This window comes from Arcanobacterium buesumense, from assembly GCF_012563545.1.
Classification (GTDB): Bacteria; Actinomycetota; Actinomycetes; order Actinomycetales; family Actinomycetaceae; genus Arcanobacterium; species Arcanobacterium buesumense.
The window spans coordinates 64,727-89,610 of the sequence record NZ_CP050804.1 but is presented as its reverse complement, the minus strand read 5'-3'; the positions used below and the strand labels follow the sequence as shown (position 1 = coordinate 89,610).

Here is a 24,884-nt window from a genome sequence, read left to right as displayed (position 1 = left end):
CTAACCGATTCGCTTCGATGCCTCTACAATATAGAAGTCTTCAAACCAGCGGGCAGTAGTAGTAATATCGAATCCGTTTTCTTGAGCTCGTTCCACTCCCGCACTGCGCATGTAATGTGGATCCATGGAGCGCTGGAACGCATTCTTTATAGCAACTACCCACGCCGCAATACCTGCATTGAGATCAACAAAGCGAACTTCTCCGCTCCAGTTTGCCGCCTCTGGAAAACCCGTTGTGACAATACATGGAAGACCAGCTGTTTGAGCCTCCGATATCGCCACTGGCATACCCTCTGAAAAAGAAGTCATAATAAATACATCGCCAGCTTGGAGAAGATCATTAACATCGGAACGAATTCCAAGAAACTTAACTACATCAGTCAATTGATAATTCTCAATTTTATTACGTAACGTTGGCCCTTCCGAACCACCACCTCCAACCATTAACAACCGACTTTGAGGGTTTAATTTATAATATTCATTGAATACATCGATCAAAAACGTCTGATTCTTCACTGGATCGAAACGAGCAACATGGATCAAAACCTGTTCATCAGAGCTGATCTCTAATTCTTTCCTCAACTTTCGACGTTTTTCTTCACTATATGCATATAGCTGTACAGAAACACCGTTGAAGATGATTTTAAATCGTGGAGAATTCACGATTTTTTCACCGAAACGATCAAGACCAGCTTCAAAGGACGCACCCAAATAATAGTCAGCCACAAACCTGGTAGGAAATGCGAGTATTCGGAAAAGAGCTTGCGAAAAATCTAAGGGATAGTTCTGAGCATGCGAATGTGCAATGGCATACCGTCCGGCTTTATGGGCAGCTCTCAAATATAATGCAGCAACCGATCCAATATGTCCATGAACAACTATCATTTCTGGATGGTCAGCAAAGAACTTTTTATAAAATGGATATAGACGAGCTAACGACGTTGGGGTAATAGCCGGCGCCCGGAAGATTCGCCCTCCTAGCTTTAGAATTTCAGCATCATATGCCGCCTCACGATCAGTGTGCACTAGAAAATCAAACTGCACTTTAGACCGATCAATCGACCTATACAGATTCATTAAAAATGTTTCTGCCCCCGCTCGTTCCATTGCGCCGATAACATGACAAATTCGAATCACCAATGAATCTCCCTACAAAAATATATCAATAACCTAAATTCATGGTATCAAGAACGTCACTTCGGAAGAGGCGTCCACGAAAATCTCCTATACATACTCCTAATGTTATAGTATTCAGTGTTTAACTCCCTACCACTAAGATGGTATAGAGAAGATACTAGGATATATGAGGTGCATATGAGCACTAAAAAACAGCTAACACTTAAAAGTAATATGCTATGGAACTCGGTTGGATCCATGATTCGACTAATATGCAATTACGTTATAACAATTGCTGCTGTTCGACTTTCAACCGGATTTGATGTTGCAGGTAGTTTAGCTATCTCCATGTCAATATCTAACCTCATCCTTCCGTTTGCTGATTATCGCCTTCGCACATTACAAATCACCGACGTAAAAAATGAACGCTCATCTCATCATTACGTTGGCTTACGTGTGCTCACATCGCTCTTTGCATTTGTGGTTGGTAGTCTCTACGCCATTATTACCTCGTCTTTTGCCAGCCTCATCCCAGTCCTCTTGTACCTCATTTATTCTCTGACAGTCAACTTTATTGAGGTATTTCATGCAATTGATTGGCGCAACTATCGCATGGACATTTCTGGAATTTCCTATATCCTACAAGGGATAACAAATTTGGCATCATTTAGTGTGGCGCTATGGACGACAAATTCATTGATCTGGGCAATCATTGCTATGACCGCCTCAGAAATCTTGGTAGGAGCTTTCTATGATGCGCCTCAAGCGGCAAAGTTCGAGGGCATTACACCTATTATTGATATCCTGCCCTCGCTAAAACTACTCTTTACACTAACTCCGCTTGTTATTTCACAGGTGCTGAGCACCGCTGTCCTGACTATTCCCCGGCAACAACTGGAGATTTCCTTAGGTACCGATGCGTTAGGAATTTATGCTTCTGTAGCGTCTCCAGTACTCATCGTTCAAATGGGCGCCACATACGTCTACAGCCCACTGCTTCGAGAGCTGGCCAAGCGGTTAAATTCAGACAAGCGCTCCGCCTTGAAACTCATCAAAAAAACAACCGGATTTATCCTCCTCATTACTGGAATACTATCCCTTCTTTTGCTAGTGTTTGGCGACTGGCTCTTAGCGATCTTATTTGGCAATGACATTAGCCAGCATACTTACATCCTGCAACCAGCCATATTATTTACGTTAATTACTGCCTTTGTATGGTTTATGAACGATCTGCTGATTACTGTAAGGAACTACAAGGGAGCATTCATTGGGAATGCAGTCGCTGCAGTTTTAACCGTTACACTTTCCCAATGGTTCATAAGCATGTTTGGAATCAATGGACCAAGTTGGGTTGGCACTGCATCGTATTCAAGCGCCCTAATAGTTATGGTTATAGTGTTCGCGTATAGCTATCGCAAGCTTCCTCAAGATGCTATCACTGAAGAGTAGATAAAACGCTTCTTTCGCGTTTACATAAGAACACGTTGCGGAGCTGTTGTAGATCCTGTTATATCTCCATAGCTCATGCTTTTATCACTCTCGATTATCAGAGCTTTCTGCACCTCGTCACTATTAAACGAATTGCGATGGATAAACACAACACCCACCATTACCCCAATCGCAAAAGACACTGAAGCTAAAACCCACACAGTCATCGGAGCAATTGCAATATTCCACCACCACTCCATGTTGTTATTCAGGTTAAACAGATGAGGAGGTTTGAACCCTGAAATATAGCGTTGCATGACGATATGCAGAGCAATACTGTTAATAACAGAAACAGCCACACCTACAATTATCAACTGTGGTAGATCGAATATACGTTTTTGCTGTGCTCCCACAACGAAAAGCAAGAAAAGCAAGACACCAAGTAGTGGAATCATATATCTAGGTTGATAGTCACCAAAACCAATAAATGTTCCCTTAAGAATAAAGACTAAAGGTATTCCTCCCATGGCACCGAGAATAACTGTCGCAGACAGCCATTTACGCCATGTTCCAGAACGCAGTCCTGCCATTAATGCACCCGAGAAAACAAAGAGGGCAGTGTATGTTACCGGCCCGTCTAAAGGCGTATCGAACCAACCAGGGCCGTAGGTAACACCAAACATCCCAGCGATATATCGTGGGAAATCAAGAATCGTGTGAACAGCAGTTCGCAACAGGTTTCCCTCAGCCTCGAATCCGGCTGTCACATGCTTAGCCTGCCCACCTAAGGTTATCGAATATGCGCCTACAAACCCTATAAAAGCAGTCACTACAGCAGGCACAATATTCTTCTTATTCCACTTGATGGCAAATACGAAGGCAACTGCGACAACAAAGAGATAAAAAGATACGTCTCTCCGAGACGACAAACATAAAACTGCAGAAAAAATACCGAGTCCTAAAAGAACCCAGCGGCGCCAGTCTTTAGCAGTTGCCGCCCCAAACATGGCTGTCGCAAATCCATAAAGCCCTACTATTGCCCAAGAACTGGGATTTATTGATGCGATAAAATATTGCCCCATAGGAACCCAACAAACCATCATTGGAAGCAAGAACGCCGCACGTTGATCAGATCTAATAAAAACGCCGATTAGTCCCATTAACAAAACTGCGATAGCTAGATTAATCGTACGCATAAGAATAATAGACTTGCCTACATCCTCCTGAACAAAAAGGTGCTGAAAAGCATAGTAACCAGTCGGATAGTCACCATTGTCATAGCGGTGGCTCCACATCAACTCGTTGGTGGAAATATCAACATTACAGTCTGCAGCTGAACTATCCGATTTGAACGCGTGGCATGCAGCTCCAGCAGCGACAGGGACTGGAACTCGAACCTTCTCAACACCATCGATCATCTTGACCGCGCACGATTGACCAATAGGCCTTGGGCACCAAATCGACCCCATATGGAAATCGTCATCAGGAGAGCCACCGATCGGGGAAGCTACTGCCCAACCCAAGCCAGCTCCAAAGAAGGCAATCATTGTTACGATGACTAAGCCAACTGAACGTATATCTAACCGCGAGCAAAGTTGGCGAAGTTTATTCTCACGCATTTTCAGAATTTCCTCAAGATATCAGACTGCTAAAAGAGCTTACGCAGTCGGGAACGGACTTTATCGGCTAATAACTTTGGACCACCAGCTTTAAGGTGTTCAACTACAAGTTTCGCATCGCGAGATAAATTAAACGGCACTTTCACAAACTGCAAATCGGCACGGATAGTATCACTCTCGACAGTCTTACGGTCATCTGCACGGTGAGCATGGTCCACAAAATCAAGCAATGGTTTAAGTGCATTTCGCCACTCGAATCGAACTGAATAACGAGCGATATTTTTCTTAAACTCTTCTGCTAAACCCGGCTCAAATAGGACTCTCTCTAATGCAACAGCCAGAGCATCAACGTCTTCTGGTGGAACCGAAATTCCGATATTCTCTGAAACCAAAGCATTGCCGAATGAATCTCCTTCAGTGGCTACAATCGGCAAACCAGCCCATAAATAATCCAAAATACGAGTACGGAACGAGTATTGGGTTTCGATATGTTCAAAGTGGGTGGAAACTCCACAGTCTGCATCTAACAGGTAATTATGGCGGGAGTCATAATCCACCCAATCATGGTTAAAGAAAACATATTTTCCAGTCAGACCAAGCTCATCAGCAAGATCCATTGCTTGCTGAGTCATCTTCATTTTAGGCACTGCCGGATTAGGATGCTTCACCCCAAGGAAATACATTCGAACATTATCGTGCTTTTGTATCAAAATGTTCACAGCCCGAATCAGTGTAAGCGGATCAAACCAATTATAGACTCCACCACCCCATAAAATTACTTTATCATCGAGGGAAATTCCCGGAACCTTGCCCTTGATCGCGTGATAATCCTGTACTGGACGTACTTCATCCAAACCAAACGGCACAATATCAATAACAGACTCAGGACCATTACCGGCGCCTATAAAATTACGATTGATCCGGCCCATAGCAGCTAATTGACCGAGCCAGAAGTTCCGTTGCTTCTCTGATGCACACAAGAACCTATCGCCTCGGACAATCTGTCGGTTCAACGCATTAGTACTGGCCAATAGAGTATCGTCTCGTCCCTTCGGCCCTTGGTCTTTCGCCTGCTCGAGTTGCTCCAGGTGCATCGGATCATAAATATCAGTAATTAATATTTTGTCAGTATCAATAATCCATGGCGCCACTTCAAGTAAGAACCCCTGAAAAATAACAATATCAGCCCACTCAACAAGGGCATGTAGCTCTTTATCGTGTCCAAGATGAATATCAAAATCAACTGACTCAACACCAGCGACACCCATAGTGGAGCACAGTTTAACTTGATGTTTTTCGCTTAACCTTTTTGCCATTTCCCAGGCACGGATAGCTGGCCCAGCCATTTTCTTCGATAGCATATCTCCAGTAACAACCAAAATACGCGAAGGATGGAAGAATTTATCCTCAATAGCAAATTTTTCAACTAACTGCTTATGGGCATTGAGGTAAGCTGAATACGGCTCAAGTGGTTCAAGCGCGACCCGCATCAATGGTAGTATTTCTTCGTCATTGCGCACTCGATTTGCTTGAATTTCCTTTCGCTTCTCAGCGAAATATTCTAAATTTTGATTAAACCAAGCAACCGCGTAAGCTCCAGTAACTGCAGTTTTCTTAATTTGCGTACCTTCGTACGCATCCGCATTAGCGACACCTATTTCTTTTTCACCACGCGATGCACCACGCTCATTTGCGAGGGCTATTGCGGGAGCGAATACGGTACGCAGAAGCTCTGGTCCAAGATTTTTATAAATACATGCCAACGCATTTCGCTCAAGCAAATAAAGCTCACGATAATTACCAAACTTATTCATCGAAACATGATGGCGATGATAGGCAATCGATGTTGGGACATAACGCACGTCGTATCCCGCAAGGGTTACACGCCACCCAAAATCAACATCCTCATAGAACATGAAGAACTTTTCATCGAAGCCACCCAGCTTTTCATATACGTGACGCGGCACGAACATAGCTGCTCCCGTTGCGAAGAGCACGTTTTTTTCGATACTTCCTTGACCTGTATAATCCCAGCCAGCTTCACGCTTGTAGCCCATTCCAAACCACGTTAGCGAGCCGTCAATATAGTCGATCTTATCGCCTTCCCAGTTTAAGACCTTGGACGCTACACAACCGATCTTCGGATCAGCTTCAATGCGTTCGACTGCTGCCGCAATCCAGTTTTCGTCAGGCCGAGCATCATTGTTCAGAAAAGCAACAACGTCGCCGGTCGAGGATGCCACTCCTAAGTTACACCCTCCTGCAAATCCTAGGTTCGCCCCAGCATCAACAATGACTTCATTTGGGAGCTCTGCATGTAACTTCTCTAGAGAATTATCTCCAGAATTATTCTCGACGATGACAATTTCGAGTTGATCTTGTGGCCAGGACGTTTGACGTAGGTACTTCACCGCATCGATCGTGTCTTGGGCGCCGCGATAATTGACAAGGATTACTGAAACTTTTGTCATTTCTGGTCACTTCCCTTCGCTCTATCTGCTATGTCCCCTGATTTCTTTACCAACTCACTTACCACACCCTGCGCAGTTCTCTTTGAGAGCATACCGTATGGAGTCTTCTTATAGAGCGGGATGGAATCGACATTATCAAGTGATTTTCGTGGATGTTTGATGGCCGAGACGATTTGGGTTGTTCCGTCTTCCACTGCAACAAGTGAATTGTAGGCGTGGTCTTCGTCGTAAACCATTGCATTTAACCGTTTAAGGCCAGCAATATAACCCAGATAGAGATCACGTTGTTGGGTCGACGAAACTATAATTCGATCTGCGTACTCGATCGTTTCATTCCATGTTTGTACAGATGTTTCGGTCACACCTTCGGTAAAACTTCTGTAATCTTCTCGCATAAGAGCCAAGATATCTGTAGTTGTCATATCGAGAAGGACCATTGCATGTGTTTTCCGGACACCAATGACCTCACGTAACGCGGCCCCAACAAAAACAATGACAGACATCTGTTCAAAAATATTCTGGGGTTTTTCGATTTCCGTTAGATGCCCCTCAGAACATAGAAAAAGCGCATTGCCATCTGTATCCCATACATAAACATCAGTAGAGAGAAGAGAGGTAACGTGCATCATCCGACTATACGACATTTCGTTTTTTAGTGAACAAACAAATAAAACGTCTGGATTGATATACGGGGATACATCTTCAAAAGATTCACGCAAAAGCGAAATATAGGCCGGATCAAGCTCAGTACTCATCCACATTTCATCAATAAAGGCGGTAAGTCCGGGCAAGCGTTTTCCAGGAATGCGATTCATAGGGAAATTAATATCACCTGCTGCTTTAGTACGCTTCATCCCTCTGGTCCACCTGCGAAGCAACCGCGCCCCAGACAGCGCACGAGAAGGAATATTAAGTTCGCGATTGTTTTCACCTCCAGGAGATGCTTGCAAATCTAATGCCAAAATATCGATATCAGCCATCGATCCTGACAAAACACCTAACATAAGAGGAGCAAGTTCATATGCCTGTAACTGTGGATCAAGATTCCGTGAAAGAACATTCATGTAAGTCAAGACTGAAGGGAAAGAGGATTCCAACCCCTCTAAACAATAACGCTTTACACAATTTCCCCGAGCATTTAGACGGAACATCACATCCATCGCCATCGTTAACGCATCAAGCGAACCATCGAGACCACCAATATAATGAACGTCCTCTGCATTAAAAAAGTATGCGGCGGCAGCTGTAGATAAAGCTTGACCTTCTTCTCCACTACCAGAAAAAACGACATTCTCTCCGTTACGCACATGTTCCAAGCCATTATCCATAACTGTCGAGATCAGCTCGTGCGGAATCGCTGAAACACACGGGATTACTACAACAACACCAGGGAACGACATGCGGTCGAACACATTAGTAAACTCCCCAGGTACAGCTTTTTCCACACGCGCATCATTTTGCAGATACGTCGACCACTGCGGTGAAAAACTCTGATCTTCACCAATAACAAACAGTGAATTCACTACGATCTCCCTAGATTTAATAAGATATAACCTATATCCAATGCTACCTTGATTACCCTGATTACTCAGAGCACATACCTCAAATTTCACTATGTCTATCTCACATGTCTACCATTTGGCCACTTGAGCATTAATATAGATTTAAGAATACTGAAACGATTGGATATCAATGCAAGAACATAACGCCAACCGAAACCCGAGCCTGTCCGCTCAGCAAAGGTTTACGCGCCTTGCCAATGAAGAGATGCGCACAGTTTCGCCAAATTCTAGCTTTATTCACGGCTTAATCCCCTCTTGGCTCGACGTGTGGAACCATCGGAACTTACTCATGCTTCTTATCCGTCGTGAACTCAAAGCGAAATACAAGGATTCTTTCCTTGGTTTCACTTGGACTTTAATCCGTCCATTAGTGCAACTGTTCATCTACTATTTCGCGATCGGGAAAATCCTAGGTGCAGAACGCGGAATACCAGATTTTGGTGTTTATGTTTTTGCAGGATTAACTGCATGGGCACTATTTAACGAAATTGTTGCGATGGGCACCCAGTCGATTGTTTCAAACGGAGGAATTATCAAGAAAGTTTACCTCCCTCGTGAAATTTTCCCTCTCGCCAGCGCGGGCGCCGCATTTGTCAATTTCTGCGCTCAAATGGCTGTACTTATTGTGGGGGCACTAGTTATACGTGGAATATCTATCACACAATTCATTCTTTATGTCCCCCTAGCATCGCTAGTTCTTTTTGTTTGGGGGGTAACATTCGCATTATGGTTATCCGCAGTTAACGTCAGCATGCGTGATACTCAATACCTAGTTGAAGTTGGCTTGCTCATCGGAATGTGGCTAAGCCCGATCGTTTACTCTTATGAGATGGTCGCTAACGTTGCAAGTAGCACCATCGCAATTATTTATAGTTGGAATCCGATAACATTGGCAGTATCAGCTTTTCAAGCTGGTACATGGAAAGCTGGAATGGACAACGGAGCACAACTGCCTGCTGATTTACTAGCTCGAAACTTTATCGTTCTTGGCATTGGTATAGTTTTCTGCATTCTTGCCCAACGCTATTTTGCACGCGCACAACGTAATTTCGCTCAGGATCTATAATGAATTTTAATCCCCCATCAGAATCTTTAGATGTTATCAAAGTAGATAGCGTCTCTAAAAAATTTGTTTTACGCAAAGATAAATCACTCAAAGAACGTATCGTTAACGCAGGTCGCAACCGTAAACACATCGAGCGCTACACTGCACTCGATAACGTATCGTTCGCAGTAAAAGCCGGCGAATCCCTCGGGCTAACTGGCGCCAACGGTTCTGGGAAATCAACTCTCCTTAAACTAATCGGCGGAATTATTTCCCCCGATTCAGGGAGCGTTAAGGTTCGCGGCCGCATTGCAGCTCTTCTTGAACTTGGGGCAGGATTCCATCCCGATCTAACTGGAATGGAAAATATCTTCCTTAACGCTTCAATCATGGGACTGAGTGAAGAAGAAATCGATGCCCAGATAGACTCCATCATTGATTTCTCCGGAATTTCTGACTTTATCAATACCCAAGTGAAGTTTTACTCCTCTGGCATGTACGTTCGCCTAGCTTTCTCAGTTGCAGTTCATTCAAACCCCGATATTCTTTTGGTTGATGAAGTTCTTGCTGTAGGAGATGAACCTTTCCAACGAAAATGTATGGAACGTATCCGACAGTTCCAAGACGACGGACGTTCCATTATCTTGGTTTCTCATTCACCAGACCAAATCGTAGAAATGTGCGATCGTGCTCTTGTCCTTCAAAAGGGTGAACTCATCACGATCGGCCCTACCCGGGAATCTATGAACATTCTCCATAAATCTTACGCAAAACAGATTCAGGTCGATCGGGCTAAATCCACAAATATTTCACCCGAAGTTGAAGAAGCGCTCCACAATCTAAAAATTACTGATGTCCGAGCTAGCGGTTTTACGAGACTCCCTAGCGGTGTTGACCTTTTCCTTTCAGGTAACAATCTGACCATTTCCATAGATCTAGACACCCAGGTACCGCTAGAGGATTACACGGCCGAATTGATCGTGGAAGCTCTCGACGGCACGAAGGTTTTCACTATGAACAGTGCCAATCTTGATCAACAACTTCCACCGCTCTCATCTACCGGAACTATCGATATTACGATTCCAAATTTCTATCTTGGCGAAGGCCAATTTGTTTTCAATGTTCTGATTAGCAACTCTTCTGGCATAACACTGGCACATAAGGCCAACGCACTAATTCTTCAAGTAGGATCTGACGCAAAAACTTCCGGCTTAATCAAAGCTTTCCCCGAAATCACCGTTAAAACGGACTGACACGTTCAAAACAATCAAGGAGAAATAATGAAAGTACTTATCACCGGCGGAGCCGGATTTATTGGTGCAAACTTTGTTCACCAAACCGTTGAAAGCATGCCCGACGCCGACGTCGTCGTCCTAGATAAACTCACCTATGCTGGAAACCCAGCGTCAATCGCAGGCCTCGATCGCGTCACTCTTATCGAAGGCGATATTGCTGATCGCGATACTGTTGATCCGCTCGTGAAGGATGCCGACGTCGTCGTCAACTTTGCTGCCGAATCGCATAACGATAATTCGCTCAACGATCCATCCCCATTTATTCGTTCCAATATCGTTGGCACGTTCGAGCTCCTTGAGGCAGTGCGCCGTCACGGCACCCGTTTCCATCACATTTCCACTGACGAAGTTTACGGCGATCTAGAGATCGGCGATCCACGCCGTTTCCTCCCTGGTGATCCTTATGTGCCGTCAAGCCCATATTCCTCATCGAAGGCCGCTTCCGATCACCTCGTGCGCGCATGGGTACGTTCCTTCGGTATCGAAGCAACCATTTCGAACTGTTCAAACAATTATGGTCCATACCAGCACATCGAAAAGTTCATCCCTCGAACTGTCACTAACCTGATGGATGGTATCCGGCCACGTATCTACGGAACCGGCGAACAGGTACGCGACTGGATTCACGTACGCGATCACAACACTGCCGTCTGGGCCATTATTAATAAGGGACGCCTCGGGGAAACCTACTTGATTGGCGCTGATGGCGAACTCAATAATCTTCAAGTAACCCAAATGATCTTAGAAGAATTCGGCCGTCCAGCTGACGATTTTGACCATGTCAATGATCGTCCTGGCCACGATCAACGCTATGCGATCGACAACTCTAAGCTCGTTGAAGAAACTGGCTGGCAGCCGTCGTTCAAGAACTTCGCTGATGGACTCCACGATACCATCGAATGGTACAAGGCCAACGAATCGTGGTGGCGTCCAGCGAAGGACGCTGTAGAAGCTAAGTACGCCAAGAACGGCCAGTAAGATCTACCAGCTCCGCTGACCAACAGCACTAAATCGGGGAATAGCGCAAACTGCGATCATATTTGATGCAGTTTGCGCTATTCCCCCGTTTATTGCATACGCCTATAGAAGTTCGTCAGCAATATCAGTGAAAACAGCACTCGCTCCCCAATTAAACAGTTCATTAGCGCGCGCTTTGCTGTTGACTGTCCACACGTTAACTCCATATCCAGCCTCACGGAATGCGGCAATATATTCTGGACGCATGTGGGCATCATCAGGATGAATATAGGTTGCGCCTACGAGTTCCAGAATCGAACGCCAGTCAGGCCACAAATTGTCTTTTGTGAATAGTGCACCGATCGGAAGGTCTGGACGCTGTTCGTGAACATGATGTAACAACAAGTGATTAAATGACGAAATAATTACCTCTCGATCTGAATCCAACCGATCCAGCTCAGCTAAGGTATTTTCAATCAACTGCATAGACATCGCTTTGCCACGCTCATTCGATTTAAGCTCAATATTGGCGTTCAAGCCGGTTTCATTCATAAGGTCCACTAGTTGCCGCAGTGTGGGCACAGGTTCACCCACATACTCAGAAGAGAACCATGAACCGGCATCGATCGGTAGATCTGAGGATTGGAGGTCATAGAAATAACCGGATCGGTTGGTGGTGCGATCTAGCCGAGTGTCATGAATGATAATCGGCGTTCCGTCACCCATTACATCCACGTCAGTTTCGATCCAACGGCATCCGCTTTCGGCTGCCAACCGGAAAGCTGCCAGAGTATTTTCCGGTGCTCGGTGGTTCAAACCGCGATGTGCAATAACTTCATGCTCAAGCATTGTGTGTTCCATAGTGTTTTCCTTATGCGTTTCGCTGTGCATATTTTCGGCACGCTTATGCTTGCCTTAATCTCTTCCACGCGTCTGCCACCAAGCTCGAACATCGAGTCCGGCGCTAAGCATCGCGCGCAACGGAGCATAGTACCAAGCTGAATATGCATCCGTTAAATACTGTTTTGCCGAGTTGTGGTGGGCGTGGATCATGCGGGCTGGACGCGCTTTCCACGATGCTCCCTGTTCATGAACGACGACGGCGGAGGGAACATACACACTGGCAAATCCGGCTTCACCTGCGCGCCTACCTAAATCAACGTCTTCAAAAAACATGAAATAGTGCGGGTCAAACCCACCAATTTCACGCCATATCTGGGTGCGGATCACTAGGCAAGCTCCGGATAACCACCCAGCTACATGTTCGTTATCGGTGTTGCCATGGTAGGCCCGCGTCCACGGATTCTTAGGCCAAATGTGTGCGAAAACGGCATGGCCAATCCCGTTGCGAATACTTGGCAACGCCCGCGCCGAAGGGTAAACATCCCCGTTACTTTCCAATAGTTGGGGGCCAAAAATACCGGCTTGTGGCCAGCGTTGCCCAGCAGCAACCAACCTAGCCAAAGAGCCAGGCTGAAAAACAGTATCCGGGTTAGCAACACACACCCATGGCTCGATTGTGCCATCGAGCCCTAAATTAGCGGCCCGGCCATAGCCAATATTTTCTCCTGGACGCAAAACTCGTATTTGCAGTTGATCGCCGTATTGTTCCGCGAGCGCATCTACTCGCGCTGGTTCAGTTCCGTTATCCACTATTGTTAAACGGATTGTCAGATCGGCTGGCGTATCGTCAATATGTTGACCAGCGTCCAGTAGCGAAGAAACCATCGCATCTAATTCTGGACCTGGATTATAGGCAATTGTGACGACGTGGATTGCCGGAGACGTATCTAGCATAGGTCTATTGTAGAACACAAGCGATTAACTAATCGCACTCGCCCACTGTTCTACGAGTCGCACATCTATTGGCTGCGCGAAATTACCGCCACGCACCGGCGAACCAACATGGAATTTGCGGATACCGGCTGCTTTGAGACGGTCAATATGTTCAAGGCGCAGTCCACCACCGATCATCATTAAGTCAGCGATTCGCGGATCGACTGCTTGAGTTAATAAATTTTCCATTCCAGTATCAACACCGGTGGCCGAACCTGCTGTTAATACACTGGTCACCTGTGGCAATTGCAGAATCTTCTTCCAGCCCGCACCATAGTCTGCCACGTTGTCGATTGCACGATGAATCGTGATTTCGCATTCTGGTACGTCATGGAGCACCTCGGCCAATGTGTGGGTGTCGAACTCGCCTTCCCGGACCCATCCGACGACGAGCGCTTCTACCCCGGCGTCAACAAGATCGCGAGCGCCCGAAGCTAGTTCACTTACGTTTTTCGGAGTGAACCCGTCCCGGTCGCGGAGCATGGCGCGGATCGGAATATCGCTCACCTCGCGGATGTGCTGAACCTGCTTTACGGTCGCTGATAAACCGTCTTGGTCCATTGTGCCAACGAGTTCAATGCGATCAGCTCCACCGCGGGCAGCGGCTAATGTGTCCTCGGCGTTTAACGCAATAACTTCAAGCATGTTATCTCCTTTGAAACCAGTGAAGAGCTATGGCTTTTCTACTTCTCTAGTTTAGCGACCGTTATCGGCCAGTTTTCCGATGGATCACCGAGCCGAGTAATTTTATGGTTGCGTAATTGTTCCGGGAGCACAATGTCTTGTCCAGTTTCGTGGAGTAGATAGACGACGTCGTTGCTACCGTTTGCCGAGGCCGGCTGGGTATAGTATCGGCCCTCTATCACCCCTGGCCCCCATGGGCGCGTATCATAAATTGCTTCACCATAAATTTTTAACCAACGGCCCATATATTCTAAAGAGTTCCGTTGTACCTCAGGGATGGTTCCGTCGGCTCGCGGACCGATATTAATCAACAGGTTTCCGTTTTTGGCGACGACGTCGACGAGGTAACGTACAAGGTCTGGTCCACTCAGTGATAGTGAGACGTCTTCGTCGGCATTGTATCCGAAGGATCTTCCCAGTCCGCGCACTGCTTCCCAAGGGCGTTCCATCATCGCATCAACGTCTCGGTATTCGCGGGTGAGGACACCTTGAGCGGGCACGCCCCAGCGGTCATTAATCAGCCCGTGCGGCACATGAGATAAATAGTAGGTGAAAAGTTGGGCGAGACCGTAAGGTTCCTCGCCTTTTCCACCGTCGGGCCAATCGATGTCGTTCCATAAATAATCTGGAGAATATTGGTTGATCAATTCGCGTATTTGAGCAGTTGCATACTGGGCGAATTCAGCGTCGTTGCGCCGGAATTGGAAAAGTTCCTCATCTGAGGTAATCGGCCCGAAATCGCTGACGTGCCAATCCAAAGCTCCCGAAAAATAGAGCCCCAGACGCAATCCGGCACACCGGGTGGCCTGCGCAAACTCCGCAATAAGATCACGATGCGGGCCACGATGAACTGTTGAAAACTGCGTCGTTTGCGTGTCCCATAAGCATAACCCGTCGTGATGTTTCGTCGTTGGAACAACGTATTGTGCGCCTGCGGCAACTGCCAGATCAATCATGTCTGATACGGCGTCATCGTTGATCGTCCACAGGTCAAGCAAGTCTTCATAACTGCGCTGTCCGTAACGGGCACGATGCAACAAAGCAGTTGGCGAACCGGGAATCCGAACCGTATTGCCATACCATTCAGCATATCGATGGAAGGCATACTCTTCCTCAGCACTGAACCGCTCGTCGCTGGTCACCGCCCATGCCGGAATCGAATAGATTCCCCAATGGATCATAATTCCAACTTTGGCGTCTCGATACCAGTGTGGGACTGGTGTTGGCGGATAATCAACGTCGGTACGTGAGCCAGTTCGCTCGTCAAAATTTAACATGCCTGTGCTCCTTTCCGGGCAGCACCTATCAAGACCGCATCTGCTCCCAACACAGAACGATGAATATCAAGTTGAGCACCTGAAATAAGTGGATATTTCGTGGCTACCTCAGTGATTCCTTCCATAAGATAATCCCAGTCACGGGTCACTCCTCCGCCAATAACAACCGCAGTCAGATCGAGCATTGTTGCGGCCTGGATGATCGCTAGGGCGGCGTATCGGCCCGCATCAACCAGAATATTGACGGCGGTAGCATCCCCGTTTCGTGCGGCTTGTGCAACTTCGCCTGCGCTTTGAACATGCTGGCCTGTAGTTAACGTGTAGCGGTTTGCGATTCCGCGCCCTGAGGACGTTGTCTCAATATGTCCACGTCCACCGCATGTACATGGCAGGTCACCAAAACCTGGCATGTGCCCGATTTCGGCAGCTGCGCCGCGCGGGCCGTGCCAGATCTGCCCATCAAGCATAATCGCACCGCCTACTCCAGTGCCAAGCATCAACCCTAAACTTGTATCCGTTCCAGCAAGCACTCCAGCATATGTTTCGCCAAGCAAAAATGCGTTGACATCATTTTCAACCCTCACCGGAATGCCGAGAGCGTGCTGGGTTTCTTGACCTAACGCAAACCCGGCCCAGTCGTTAAACGAATCAGATGCTGCAAGGATCGTGCCTTCTGCGTCAATCACACCAGCTGCACCGATACCCACTGATTGTGCATCTGGCCAGTTGTGACGGACGATGCGTGTAATTTCTTCAACTACGCGAGCTCCTGACTCGCGTGCCGGACTAGGGATATCGATGCGACCAACAATATCGCCTGAGTCAAGCACACGAGCCACACTCATCGACGTGCCACCAATATCAACACCGATGCGCACTGAACTATCGAATGTGTCCATGCTGCTCATCCCAACGGATAGTGGCAGGCAACCTGACGTCCTCCACCGACCAAAACAGGTTCGGTGTTACACAGCTCAGTAGCAAACGGACAACGATTCTTAAACCGGCACCCTTCCGGAGGATTGATAGCTGAAGCTGGTTCACCAGTCAGGTGGACGATTTCTTTGCGCTTATGCCGTGGATCAGCAACCGGGATCGCTTCAATAAGTGCCTGAGTGTAGGGATGGCGCGGATTATCTACGATTTCTGCCGCTGGACCAATCTCAACAATCTTGCCAAGATACATCACTGCGATCCGGTCAGAAATATATTTGACCACGGAAAGATCGTGGGAGATGAAAATATAGGTCAATGATTGTTCTTCTTGCAATCGGCGCATCACGTTCAAAACTTGCGCTTGAACAGATACGTCGAGTGCCGAGACAGGTTCGTCGCATACGATCAGTTTTGGTTCGAGCACTAAGGAACGCGCCAAACCAATACGCTGTAGCTGACCGCCGGAAAACTCGTGCGGATACTTCCACATTGCCCCGTGTTCGATACCGATCTTACCCACTAACGTATTGGCACGATCCTGCTGGTCTTCACGGTTGCCAATTTTTTGAATCTTGAGCGGTTCAGTCAAAATTTCGTCAACCCGCATGCGCGGATCCATTGCCGCAAACGAATCTTGGAACATCATCTGCACATCGCGACGTATCTTCTTCAAATCCCGTCGCGAAGCTTGCGCAATATCTTTTCCGCCAATCAACACATGGCCTTCGGAGGCAGGCTCAAGAGCTGTAATGACCCGACCCAACGTTGATTTTCCACACCCGGATTCGCCCACAATACCGAGAGTTTCACCTTCGTAAACATCAAGTGAAACATCAGATACAGCATGTACAGATCCGATTCGACGTCGAACAATCTTGCCACCCATCGCTGGATACAGCTTCGAAAGGCTTTGAACCGAACAAATAACTGGACGCTGTGTCAGATCGCGCTTTTCTCGGATCGAAATCGGTCGCTCGAGTTCTGGACCGGCCGGATTCCAACACGCATGCGAATGAACTTGGCCGTCTTTATCAGTCACCGTAACTAATTCTGGCGTATCGGAGTGGCAGACGTCGAGTGCGCGCGGGCATCGCGGAGCGAACGGACACCCCACAATTTCTTCGCGTAACGACGGCGGCATTCCCGGAATCGCATACAGCTCCTGGCGAGTATCTTTCGTATTCTCCGGCAACGCAGCCATCAACGAACGTGTGTATTGATGTTGCGGGTTAGTGAATATTTCATCCGTTGTTCCCACTTCAACTACCCGCCCGGCATACATAACAGCTACCCGATCAGCACGCCCAGCAACCACACCAAGATCGTGGGTCACTAAAATAACCGACGTATCAAACTCTTTCTTCAACTCGTCAAGAAGATCAAGAATCTGACGTTGAATAGTGACGTCCAACGCCGTCGTCGGCTCATCAGCAATTAACAATGCAGGCTGACAAATCAACGCCATCGCAATCATCACACGCTGGCGCATACCGCCCGAAAGCTGATGTGGATAATCATTAACGATCGCTTCGGGTCGTGGCATACCAACTTTACGCAACACGTCAATAGCGGCCTGCCGGCCTTCAGCTTTCGACACGCCACGGTGAACACGTAACGGTTCGGCAACCTGGTCACCAATTTTCATTGTCGGATTAAGTGAGGTGAGCGGATCTTGGAAAATCATTCCGATTTCCATACCCCGCACACGCCGCGCATCCTTATCGGATAAGTCGAGCAAGTTACGTCCCTGGAAAGTCAATTTCCCACCAGAAACACTACCCATATGCGGTAACAAGCCCATCACCGAAAGTGCAGTCATGGTCTTTCCGCACCCGGATTCACCCACAATACCGAGAGTTTCACCAGGCATAACCTCCAGGTTGACACCTCGCAACGGCTCTACTTGACCTTTACGAAGCTTAATAGTCACATGAAGATCTTCAATCGAGAGCAATGGTTTACTTGTCATGATCTCTCCTAACGGCTTCGCAAACGTACTTCAAACGCGTCACGTAACCCATCACCAACGAAGTTAAACGCAACAACCAGCAAAATAATCATGATTCCTGGCGGATACAACAACCACCAGTGACCGTTGTATACCTCATTCATACCGGTAGAAAGCATGCCTCCCCAGTTCGCTGCCGGTGGCGGCACACCAAGTCCGAGGAAGGACAGGTAGGCAACATACAAGATAGCGTCAGCAACCTGGAACGTAGCATTAACAATCACCGTTCCGATAGCGTTTCGCACAATATGAGTTCGAACAGCCCGCAATGGAGAACCACCCATGCCACGCATCGCCGTAATATACTCACGCGAGCGCAACGCCAACGATTCACCACGGATCAGACGGGCCGGATTCAACCACGCAAACGCACCAATAGTTAACACCAAAAGTGGAACATTCGGCGTGATAACTGAGGCGATCAGAATGAAGAGGAAGAGAGCTGGCACTGCCATCATCGCATCAACGATACGCATCATTGCTGAATCAACCCAGCCGCCAACGAAACCAGCAATAGCTCCCCAAATTGTGCCGATCGTCGTCGCCAAAATACCGGCAGCTAAACCAATAATGATAGAAGTTTTACCACCTTCCATTAAGCGACCCAGTTCGTCGAAACCTACACCGTCAGTACCCAGTGGATGCTCAGCAGACAACGGCAGATAGGCATCTGAAAGCGACGAATATTGCTGTTCCGTTACCCAAATATAGGGGCCGACGAACGAAAATAGTGTAAACACAATGAGAATCGATAGCCCAACAACAGCTAACCGGTTAGAAACAAAAACTTCTACACTTTGCCGGAATATGCCTTTCGGATTCTTACCACTCATCAGGCTTCACCTCCTCCGTAACGGACACGTGGATCAGCGATGGCATACATGATGTCTGCCAATAACGCACCGATCACCGTCGCAATAGAAATAATTGTGGTTACGGCAAGCAGAATCGGGTAGTCACGACCTTGAGCTGCCTGCCAATACATCAACCCCATGCCGGGATAGTTAAACAGTGACTCCACCACGAGGCCGCCAGAGAATAAACCTGGGAGGGACATACCGAGCAAGGTAATAACCGGGAAAAGCGAATTGCGCATAGCGTGTTTGATAACCACACGAGATTCCGATAATCCCTTAGCCCGAGCGGTACGAATATAGTTTTCTTCAAGATTGTCCACCATCGATGAACGTACGTAACGGGTGTAGGCAGCCAACGAAACGATTGCTAGTGTGACGGCTGGCAAGATGAGTCCTTGCCATTGGGATAGCATTTCCGAAACCGTGAAACCTTGTGGTGCTTCTGGTGGAAGTACTCCCCATACTTGAGAGAAAAGAACGATTAAAAGCAAGCCCATAAAGAACAACGGAGTGGAATACATCAGTAGCGCGATAGCGGTGATCAGGTAGTCCGGCCACCGGTTTCGTTTCCAGGCTTGTAGCATGCCCAACGGGATTGCGATGACGACGGCGAGCACCAGTCCAAAGAAGCTCAGCAACATTGTTTTGGGAAGTCGTTGGGCAATCGCATCAGCAACATCCATATTCAGAGCGAAAGAGGTACCGAGTTCGCCGTGAATAAGCTGATTAATATAGGTGAAATATTGCTCGTAAAGCGGACGGTCGTATCCCATTTGGCGCGAATATGCATCGAGCTGTTCTTGAGTAGCTTGGAGTCCGAGCGCAGATCGTGCTGCCCCACCAGGTAGCATATGCAAAATTGTGAACGTAATGATCGTTACGAGCACGACAACAACCAGCGATTGCACCAGTCGCCGTGAAATGTAGCGGACCATAACCTCTCCTTCACAGCATAGTCAGGTACGTGTTGCACGCCAGACGTGAAACCCGTTCTGACGGTGCAACACGTACCTGATGGATTTAGATGGCATTGATTACTTTGTGTGTGCCCAATCTTGTGGATACAAGTTCAGCATTGGATCTTGTGGGCCAACGCCAACCAGATCCTTCTTCCATGCCGAGATTTGAGCTACCGGGTTTGGCATCCAAAGAACTGGGAGATCTTCGGCGAGGTAGTCGTTGTAGGCTTCGAGTGCGGATGTGTCCTTTGCACGCAGTGTTGCTTCAATGAGCTTGTCTGCCTCAGGGTTGGAGTATGAACCGAGGTTGACTGGTGCATCAGTTTGGAACAACCGATCGCCGGAGGCATAGACCGGGTAGTACCACGAGGACTGCGATCCGAAGAAGGACAGATCCCAATCGCATGCTTCACCTGGCTTACACTTTTGTGAAACTGCTACTGAATCTGGAACTTCTTGAATATCGAGCTTGATACCAACTTCGGAGAAGCGAGAATTGATTTCTGTCATCATCCGGGTGGTGGCTGGGAAGCCAGACTGAGAAATTAACTTGAAGCGCAGCTCTGCACCCTTGTCAACGCCTTCACCGCATTGGTCGTCGCCTGTTCCTGGATTTTCACAAACGCTCACATCACCGGCGTTGATCTTCCAACCGTGCGATTCGAGAAGCTTCTTTGCGCCTTCAGGGTCAAACTTGTAGGCACAGCCTTCCATAGAACCAGCAGTTCCAGGCTTTTGTGGAACTGGACCACAGGTCGGGGTTGCAGTATCTGCCCAAACAGTTTTGGAAATCGACTCTTGATCGATCAGCATCTGCATCGCTTGGCGGATGTACTTTTGCTTGAAGATCGGACCGGACTTCGGGTTAGCAAAGTTGAATGGCATGTAGGTGATTGACCATCCTGCCCATGGTTCAACTGTGTAACCCTGGGACTCGATCGTCGTCCGTTGGTTGATTGATCCTGCTGGGATGTAACCGAAGTCGATACCTCCCGAACGTAGGACGTTGAACTGGGAGTCGTCTGAGGTGAATGGGCGCAAGGTTACCGAATCCAGCTTTGGCTTATCACTACCGGTGTAGTTCTTGTTTGCGACGAGCTTGACTTCTCCGTTTGGTACGAAGGATTCAAGCTGGAATGGTCCGTTAACAACCTTCCATAGCGGATTGGTTGCATACGATTGTAGATCTTTCGATGCTTCGGTGAGCATGGCGAAGATGGCTTGTGCGCCTTCAGTATCCCGATCGAAGTCACCGATTTCTCCGCTCTCCGACGTCTTGCCCCAAACATGTTGTGGGAGTGGACGAACCGAAGCTAGCTGGTTGTCAACAAACCAACCAGGGTTGAAGGCTTCGGTGGTTGTGAAAGAAACAGTGTGATCGTCGATGATCTTGAATTCGGCAACATTATCTGGGAAGTTGCCCTTGCGGTACCCAGACCATTCTTCTTTGTTAGCGTTGAGGATATTCCACCAGAATTCGACGTCACGAGTGGTGACTTCTTGCCCGTCAGACCACTTCGATGGCTTCATCGTCAATTCGTATGTCAGGCCGTCTTCCGAGACCTTTGGTTCTTCAGCCAAAGAACGGTCATCAAGATTGAATTGGTTATCTGCATCAAGCTTGTACTCGTAAAAGCCCTTGTAAAGCATGTTGATGAAAATACCGTTTTCACCTTGAGTTTTTCCTGGCGCAGAAATTGGGAAAATCCAGGTTGGGGTTCGTAAAGCTACTGTGACATCGCCACCTTCTTGGATTTCTCCAGTGGCTTGAGTGTTGCCGTTATCCGGCTTGTTTTCAGCGGTTTGGCCAGAACATGACGCGATCATGAGCATCGCACTGGCAAAAGCAGCTACCTTAGCTACTCTCGATAATGGTCGCATAGTCGTCTCTCCTCATTGAGAAATATGTAGGCGGGCTCTCCAACCGCCTGTGATCTACACGATACCATCTGCCTACTAACTTCGTAGACTTTTTACAAAAATATTCCAAACTTTGGAAACTTAGGCTAGGCTTGAAACACACCGAAGAGTATTCGTTACGATTGACCGCTAGAAAACGAGGCGAGTGTTTTGGAAAGCATCACACTAAAACCAATAACAGCTAGCTACTCAGCATCATTATCTGACGCAAATAACACAACCGACTCAACAATCTTGAGCGAACTACTCCACGGGCCCCTATCTCGAACAGACCTCATCAACAAAACACACTTTCCACGATCAACAGTCCACGCAAGTGTAAGGCGCCTCCTCGAACAAAACGACATCGAAGAATACCGCCTCGCCACATCCACAGGTGGCCGTCGCGCAGCACTCCTGCGCATTTCTCCGCTCCACGATGTTGCCGACGTCGTCGAACTCGGTTCCCATCACGCGCGTGTGGGAATCGCCAAACTTACCGGAAAAATCCTCGCCACTGCCGATCTCCCACTCTCGATCGACGACGGCCCAGAAGCTATCATCACACTCCTGCATCACGCATGGAAAAAACTCCACCAAGACAACCCCACATTGCCTCGAGCAACAATTATCGGAGTGGCAGTTCCTGGCCCAGTCGACATCCATGGAACCATCGTCGGCGCTGCACGCATGCCCGGCTGGAACAAAACGAACTTTCCCCAACTGTTAAAAAAAGCCACTGGCCTACCCACCATCGTTGAAAACGATGCCCGTGCAGGCGCCATCGGCGAATGGACAAAACGTGGCGAAACCACTGAATCTTCTATCTATGTCAAAGTAGGTTCCGGTATTGGAGCTAGCTGGATCGCTGACGGTATCGTCTTTCGCGGCCATCAAGGATTCGGCGGAGAACTAACACATACCCGCGTCCAATCACCCAATCCAACAATCTGCAGTTGTGGAAACACTGGCTGCCTCGAAACCGTCGCCTCCGGCGCTGCACTCTTACGCCACCTTGCACAAATTGATTCCCCGATCACCACCGTCAATGAACTTATTGAAGCCACCCAAAGCGGAGACGTCACTGCCGCTCCTCTGGTGCGCAATGCCGGCGGATATATCGGCGAAGCACTATCCGGATTAGTAAACTTCCTCAATCCGCAACACATTATTATTGGCGGATCTTTTTCGCAAACACGCACACTCATAGCCGGAATTCGCTCCGAGCTCTACCAACGATGCCTCCCTATGTCTACTGCAAACCTGACCGTCGATACCGCAATCTCTGGCAAAGACGCACCGTTAATCGGCATGGCTATCCTCGCCCGCCAAACAAAAACTACCCCTAACCAGCCCTAACCAGCCCACCCATACGTATTCCAATCAAAGGAGATGACAACAATGCGTATTGCTATCTGCGGGATTCACATCGAATCCTCAACATTTACTCCCTACCTATCCGTTGAATCTGATTTCACGGTGCGCCGAGGCGAAGAACTTCTCAAGCGTTACCCATTTATCACCGAATCTGACATCCCGCTGATGGGTCACGTTCCACAACATTTGGCTGGCGACGACTGGCAGGTTACCGGGCATCGGCCGTGGACTGAAGGGGTGGAATGGGTACCGGTTTTGCACGCCTCCGCCTTACCAGGTGGACCTCTTGAGTCTTCGACTTTTTTGGCGTGGCGCCGGGAGATTTGTGAACGGTTAGCGGAAGCTGGCCCGTTGGATGCGATTTTCTTTGATATTCACGGCGCGATGAGTGTTCCGGGGTTCGACGACGCCGAGGGCTACCTCATCAACGGTATCCGCATGGCTATCGGGTCCGATATTCTTGTTGGGGCGTGTATGGATTTACACGGTAATGTCTCGCATACATTGTTTACCCAAACAGATATGTTGACATGTTATCGAATGGCTCCGCATGAGGATGCGTGGGTGACTCGCGAGCGCGCAGCACGAACCTTGGTTGAACGGGTGCGTTCTGGGAAGGGCCGGCCGAAGAAGGCGTTGGTTCATGTGCCGATTTTGTTGCCTGGGGAGAAGACATCTACGCGTATGCAACCAGCGGCGCGGTTGTATGACGCGGTTGCGGAGTTCGCTGATCATACTGACGGGGTGATCGACGCAAGTTTTTGGATTGGTTTTGCGTGGGCGGATCAGCCACGTTGTTGCGCTGCTTTTGCTGCGTATGGTGACGATCAGGATGTTCTTGACGACGGCGTGGCTCGGCTGGCGCAAGCGGCATGGGATGCTCGTCATGAGTTTGAGTTTGTGGCGCCTGTTGATGAGATCGATGTGGCGCTAGATAAGGCTATTGGTTCTGATCTGCGACCGTTTTTCATTTCTGATTCGGGTGATAATCCGGGGGCTGGTGGCGCTGATGATGTTACTGTGGCGTTGGCTGAGGTGTTGTCCCGCCGGGAGACTATCGACGGCAAGGTGTCCGTTATTGTTGCCTCTATTTTTGATCCGGAAACGGTGGCGGTTGCTGCTGAGGCTGGGATCGGCAATGAGGTGAGTGTGCGTGTTGGCGGTAAGGTTGATACCCGTGAGCCTGGACCGGTTGACCTTACTGCGGTGGTGGAGAATGTGGTAGATGATCCGGCTGGGTTACTTACTGCGGTTTTGGCTGTTGGCGGGGTGCGGTTGATTGTCACAACTCGTCGTAACCAGTACACGATGCGTGAGCAGTTTACTCGATTGGGGCTTGACCCGGAGACAACCGATATTGTGATTGTGAAGATTGGCTATTTGGAGCCGTATTTGCATGATATTCATGCTGGTTGGATTTTGGCGTTGACGCCGGGCGGGGTGGATCAAAATTTGGCGCGTTTAGGTCATTCACATATTGCCCGGCCAATGTTCCCTTTTGATGATCCAGAAGAAGTCTCGCTAACGGTTATCCGTAACTGACATCTCATCGGTGGTG

General features: G+C 48.2%; 19 protein-coding genes. 6 read left to right on the top strand and 13 right to left on the bottom strand.

Annotated elements, in window-relative coordinates:
- Complete coding sequence (locus HC352_RS00365) at window positions 1-1,137, bottom strand: glycosyltransferase (RefSeq protein WP_168917063.1); 1,137 nt, start codon at window positions 1,135-1,137, stop codon at window positions 1-3.
- 177 nt (window positions 1,138-1,314) lie between these two features.
- On the opposite strand from HC352_RS00365, the gene HC352_RS00360 reads away from it, so the two are divergent.
- Window positions 1,315-2,565, top strand: a complete 1,251-nt coding sequence (locus tag HC352_RS00360; RefSeq protein WP_168917062.1) for a lipopolysaccharide biosynthesis protein — start codon at window positions 1,315-1,317, stop codon at window positions 2,563-2,565.
- Window positions 2,566-2,585: 20 nt separating this feature from the next.
- Here HC352_RS00360 and HC352_RS00355 read toward each other — a convergent pair whose 3' ends face one another.
- From HC352_RS00355 to HC352_RS00345, 3 genes are read right to left on the bottom strand one after another with little or no spacing between them, the layout of a single operon-like run.
- Window positions 2,586-4,163, bottom strand: a complete 1,578-nt coding sequence (locus tag HC352_RS00355; protein WP_168917061.1) for a DUF2142 domain-containing protein — start codon at window positions 4,161-4,163, stop codon at window positions 2,586-2,588.
- A 29-nt stretch (window positions 4,164-4,192) separates the two neighbouring features.
- Window positions 4,193-6,634 carry a glycosyltransferase gene (locus HC352_RS00350; protein WP_168917060.1) on the bottom strand — a complete coding sequence of 814 codons (2,442 nt, stop codon included), beginning with the start codon at window positions 6,632-6,634 and terminating at the stop codon, window positions 4,193-4,195.
- Window positions 6,631-8,157: a hypothetical protein gene (locus tag HC352_RS00345; protein WP_168917059.1), complete on the bottom strand. Its 1,527-nt coding sequence runs from the start codon at window positions 8,155-8,157 to the stop codon at window positions 6,631-6,633. Before HC352_RS00345 ends, HC352_RS00350 begins: the two co-directional genes overlap by 4 nt.
- Window positions 8,158-8,326: 169 nt before the next feature.
- Between HC352_RS00345 and HC352_RS00340 the strand changes: the two genes are divergently transcribed.
- Genes HC352_RS00340 through rfbB form a run of 3 tightly spaced genes read left to right on the top strand, consistent with a single transcriptional unit; the run spans window position 8,327 to window position 11,514 of the window.
- On the top strand, window positions 8,327-9,262 hold the full coding sequence (locus tag HC352_RS00340; RefSeq protein WP_211080677.1) for an ABC transporter permease: 936 nt from the start codon (window positions 8,327-8,329) through the stop codon (window positions 9,260-9,262).
- Window positions 9,262-10,494, top strand: coding sequence for an ABC transporter ATP-binding protein (locus HC352_RS00335; RefSeq protein ID WP_168917058.1), 1,233 nt, complete (start codon window positions 9,262-9,264; stop codon window positions 10,492-10,494). The genes HC352_RS00340 and HC352_RS00335 overlap by 1 nt, the downstream gene beginning before the upstream one ends.
- A gap of 27 nt (window positions 10,495-10,521) precedes the next feature.
- Window positions 10,522-11,514: a dTDP-glucose 4,6-dehydratase gene (gene rfbB, locus HC352_RS00330; RefSeq protein ID WP_168917057.1), complete on the top strand. Its 993-nt coding sequence runs from the start codon at window positions 10,522-10,524 to the stop codon at window positions 11,512-11,514.
- A 102-nt stretch (window positions 11,515-11,616) separates the two neighbouring features.
- Here rfbB and HC352_RS00325 read toward each other — a convergent pair whose 3' ends face one another.
- From HC352_RS00325 to HC352_RS00285, 9 genes are all read right to left on the bottom strand, one after another.
- Window positions 11,617-12,354: a glycerophosphodiester phosphodiesterase family protein gene (locus HC352_RS00325; protein ID WP_168917056.1), complete on the bottom strand. Its 738-nt coding sequence runs from the start codon at window positions 12,352-12,354 to the stop codon at window positions 11,617-11,619.
- Window positions 12,355-12,408: 54 nt separating this feature from the next.
- Entirely contained in the window at window positions 12,409-13,290 is an 882-nt protein-coding gene (locus HC352_RS00320; protein WP_168917055.1) for a glycosyltransferase family 2 protein, read from the bottom strand.
- A gap of 24 nt (window positions 13,291-13,314) precedes the next feature.
- Window positions 13,315-13,974 carry a copper homeostasis protein CutC gene (locus tag HC352_RS00315; RefSeq protein ID WP_168917054.1) on the bottom strand — a complete coding sequence of 220 codons (660 nt, stop codon included), beginning with the start codon at window positions 13,972-13,974 and terminating at the stop codon, window positions 13,315-13,317.
- Window positions 13,975-14,012: 38 nt separating this feature from the next.
- Window positions 14,013-15,290: an alpha-L-fucosidase gene (locus HC352_RS00310; RefSeq protein WP_168917053.1), complete on the bottom strand. Its 1,278-nt coding sequence runs from the start codon at window positions 15,288-15,290 to the stop codon at window positions 14,013-14,015.
- Window positions 15,284-16,189, bottom strand: coding sequence for an ROK family protein (locus tag HC352_RS00305; protein ID WP_168917052.1), 906 nt, complete (start codon window positions 16,187-16,189; stop codon window positions 15,284-15,286). Before HC352_RS00305 ends, HC352_RS00310 begins: the two co-directional genes overlap by 7 nt.
- 5 nt (window positions 16,190-16,194) lie before the next feature.
- Window positions 16,195-18,195 (bottom strand): ABC transporter ATP-binding protein, encoded by a 2,001-nt coding sequence (locus tag HC352_RS00300; protein WP_168917051.1) that lies wholly within the window; start codon window positions 18,193-18,195, stop codon window positions 16,195-16,197.
- 8 nt (window positions 18,196-18,203) lie between these two features.
- Window positions 18,204-19,067, bottom strand: a complete 864-nt coding sequence (locus HC352_RS00295; protein ID WP_168917050.1) for an ABC transporter permease — start codon at window positions 19,065-19,067, stop codon at window positions 18,204-18,206.
- On the bottom strand, window positions 19,067-20,026 hold the full coding sequence (locus HC352_RS00290; protein ID WP_168917049.1) for an ABC transporter permease: 960 nt from the start codon (window positions 20,024-20,026) through the stop codon (window positions 19,067-19,069). Before HC352_RS00290 ends, HC352_RS00295 begins: the two co-directional genes overlap by 1 nt.
- A 99-nt stretch (window positions 20,027-20,125) precedes the next feature.
- Window positions 20,126-21,931 (bottom strand): peptide ABC transporter substrate-binding protein, encoded by a 1,806-nt coding sequence (locus HC352_RS00285; RefSeq protein ID WP_168917048.1) that lies wholly within the window; start codon window positions 21,929-21,931, stop codon window positions 20,126-20,128.
- Between the two features lie 189 nt (window positions 21,932-22,120).
- On the opposite strand from HC352_RS00285, the gene HC352_RS00280 reads away from it, so the two are divergent.
- Together HC352_RS00280 and HC352_RS00275 are read left to right on the top strand one after the other, a co-directional pair.
- Window positions 22,121-23,308: an ROK family transcriptional regulator gene (locus HC352_RS00280; RefSeq protein ID WP_168917047.1), complete on the top strand. Its 1,188-nt coding sequence runs from the start codon at window positions 22,121-22,123 to the stop codon at window positions 23,306-23,308.
- A gap of 33 nt (window positions 23,309-23,341) precedes the next feature.
- Window positions 23,342-24,868, top strand: coding sequence for a M81 family metallopeptidase (locus HC352_RS00275; RefSeq protein WP_168917046.1), 1,527 nt, complete (start codon window positions 23,342-23,344; stop codon window positions 24,866-24,868).
- Window positions 24,869-24,884: the final 16 nt, after the last annotated feature.

What these genes read in the sequence shown, in the direction of transcription:
- HC352_RS00350 (WP_168917060.1), bottom strand. Translation starts at nt 6,634, where the DNA reads ATGACAAAAGTTTCAGTAATCCTTGTCAATTATCGCGGCGCCCAAGAC.
- HC352_RS00325 (WP_168917056.1), bottom strand. Translation starts at nt 12,354, where the DNA reads ATGGAACACACAATGCTTGAGCATGAAGTTATTGCACATCGCGGTTTG.
- HC352_RS00360 (WP_168917062.1), top strand. Translation starts at nt 1,315, where the DNA reads ATGAGCACTAAAAAACAGCTAACACTTAAAAGTAATATGCTATGGAAC.
- HC352_RS00275 (WP_168917046.1), top strand. Translation starts at nt 23,342, where the DNA reads ATGACAACAATGCGTATTGCTATCTGCGGGATTCACATCGAATCCTCA.
- HC352_RS00300 (WP_168917051.1), bottom strand. Translation starts at nt 18,195, where the DNA reads ATGACAAGTAAACCATTGCTCTCGATTGAAGATCTTCATGTGACTATT.
- HC352_RS00310 (WP_168917053.1), bottom strand. Translation starts at nt 15,290, where the DNA reads ATGTTAAATTTTGACGAGCGAACTGGCTCACGTACCGACGTTGATTAT.
- HC352_RS00320 (WP_168917055.1), bottom strand. Translation starts at nt 13,290, where the DNA reads ATGCTAGATACGTCTCCGGCAATCCACGTCGTCACAATTGCCTATAAT.
- HC352_RS00315 (WP_168917054.1), bottom strand. Translation starts at nt 13,974, where the DNA reads ATGCTTGAAGTTATTGCGTTAAACGCCGAGGACACATTAGCCGCTGCC.
- HC352_RS00285 (WP_168917048.1), bottom strand. Translation starts at nt 21,931, where the DNA reads ATGCGACCATTATCGAGAGTAGCTAAGGTAGCTGCTTTTGCCAGTGCG.
- HC352_RS00305 (WP_168917052.1), bottom strand. Translation starts at nt 16,189, where the DNA reads ATGGACACATTCGATAGTTCAGTGCGCATCGGTGTTGATATTGGTGGC.
- HC352_RS00355 (WP_168917061.1), bottom strand. Translation starts at nt 4,163, where the DNA reads ATGCGTGAGAATAAACTTCGCCAACTTTGCTCGCGGTTAGATATACGT.
- HC352_RS00290 (WP_168917049.1), bottom strand. Translation starts at nt 20,026, where the DNA reads ATGGTCCGCTACATTTCACGGCGACTGGTGCAATCGCTGGTTGTTGTC.
- HC352_RS00335 (WP_168917058.1), top strand. Translation starts at nt 9,262, where the DNA reads ATGAATTTTAATCCCCCATCAGAATCTTTAGATGTTATCAAAGTAGAT.
- HC352_RS00295 (WP_168917050.1), bottom strand. Translation starts at nt 19,067, where the DNA reads ATGAGTGGTAAGAATCCGAAAGGCATATTCCGGCAAAGTGTAGAAGTT.
- HC352_RS00340 (WP_211080677.1), top strand. Translation starts at nt 8,327, where the DNA reads ATGCAAGAACATAACGCCAACCGAAACCCGAGCCTGTCCGCTCAGCAA.
- rfbB (WP_168917057.1), top strand. Translation starts at nt 10,522, where the DNA reads ATGAAAGTACTTATCACCGGCGGAGCCGGATTTATTGGTGCAAACTTT.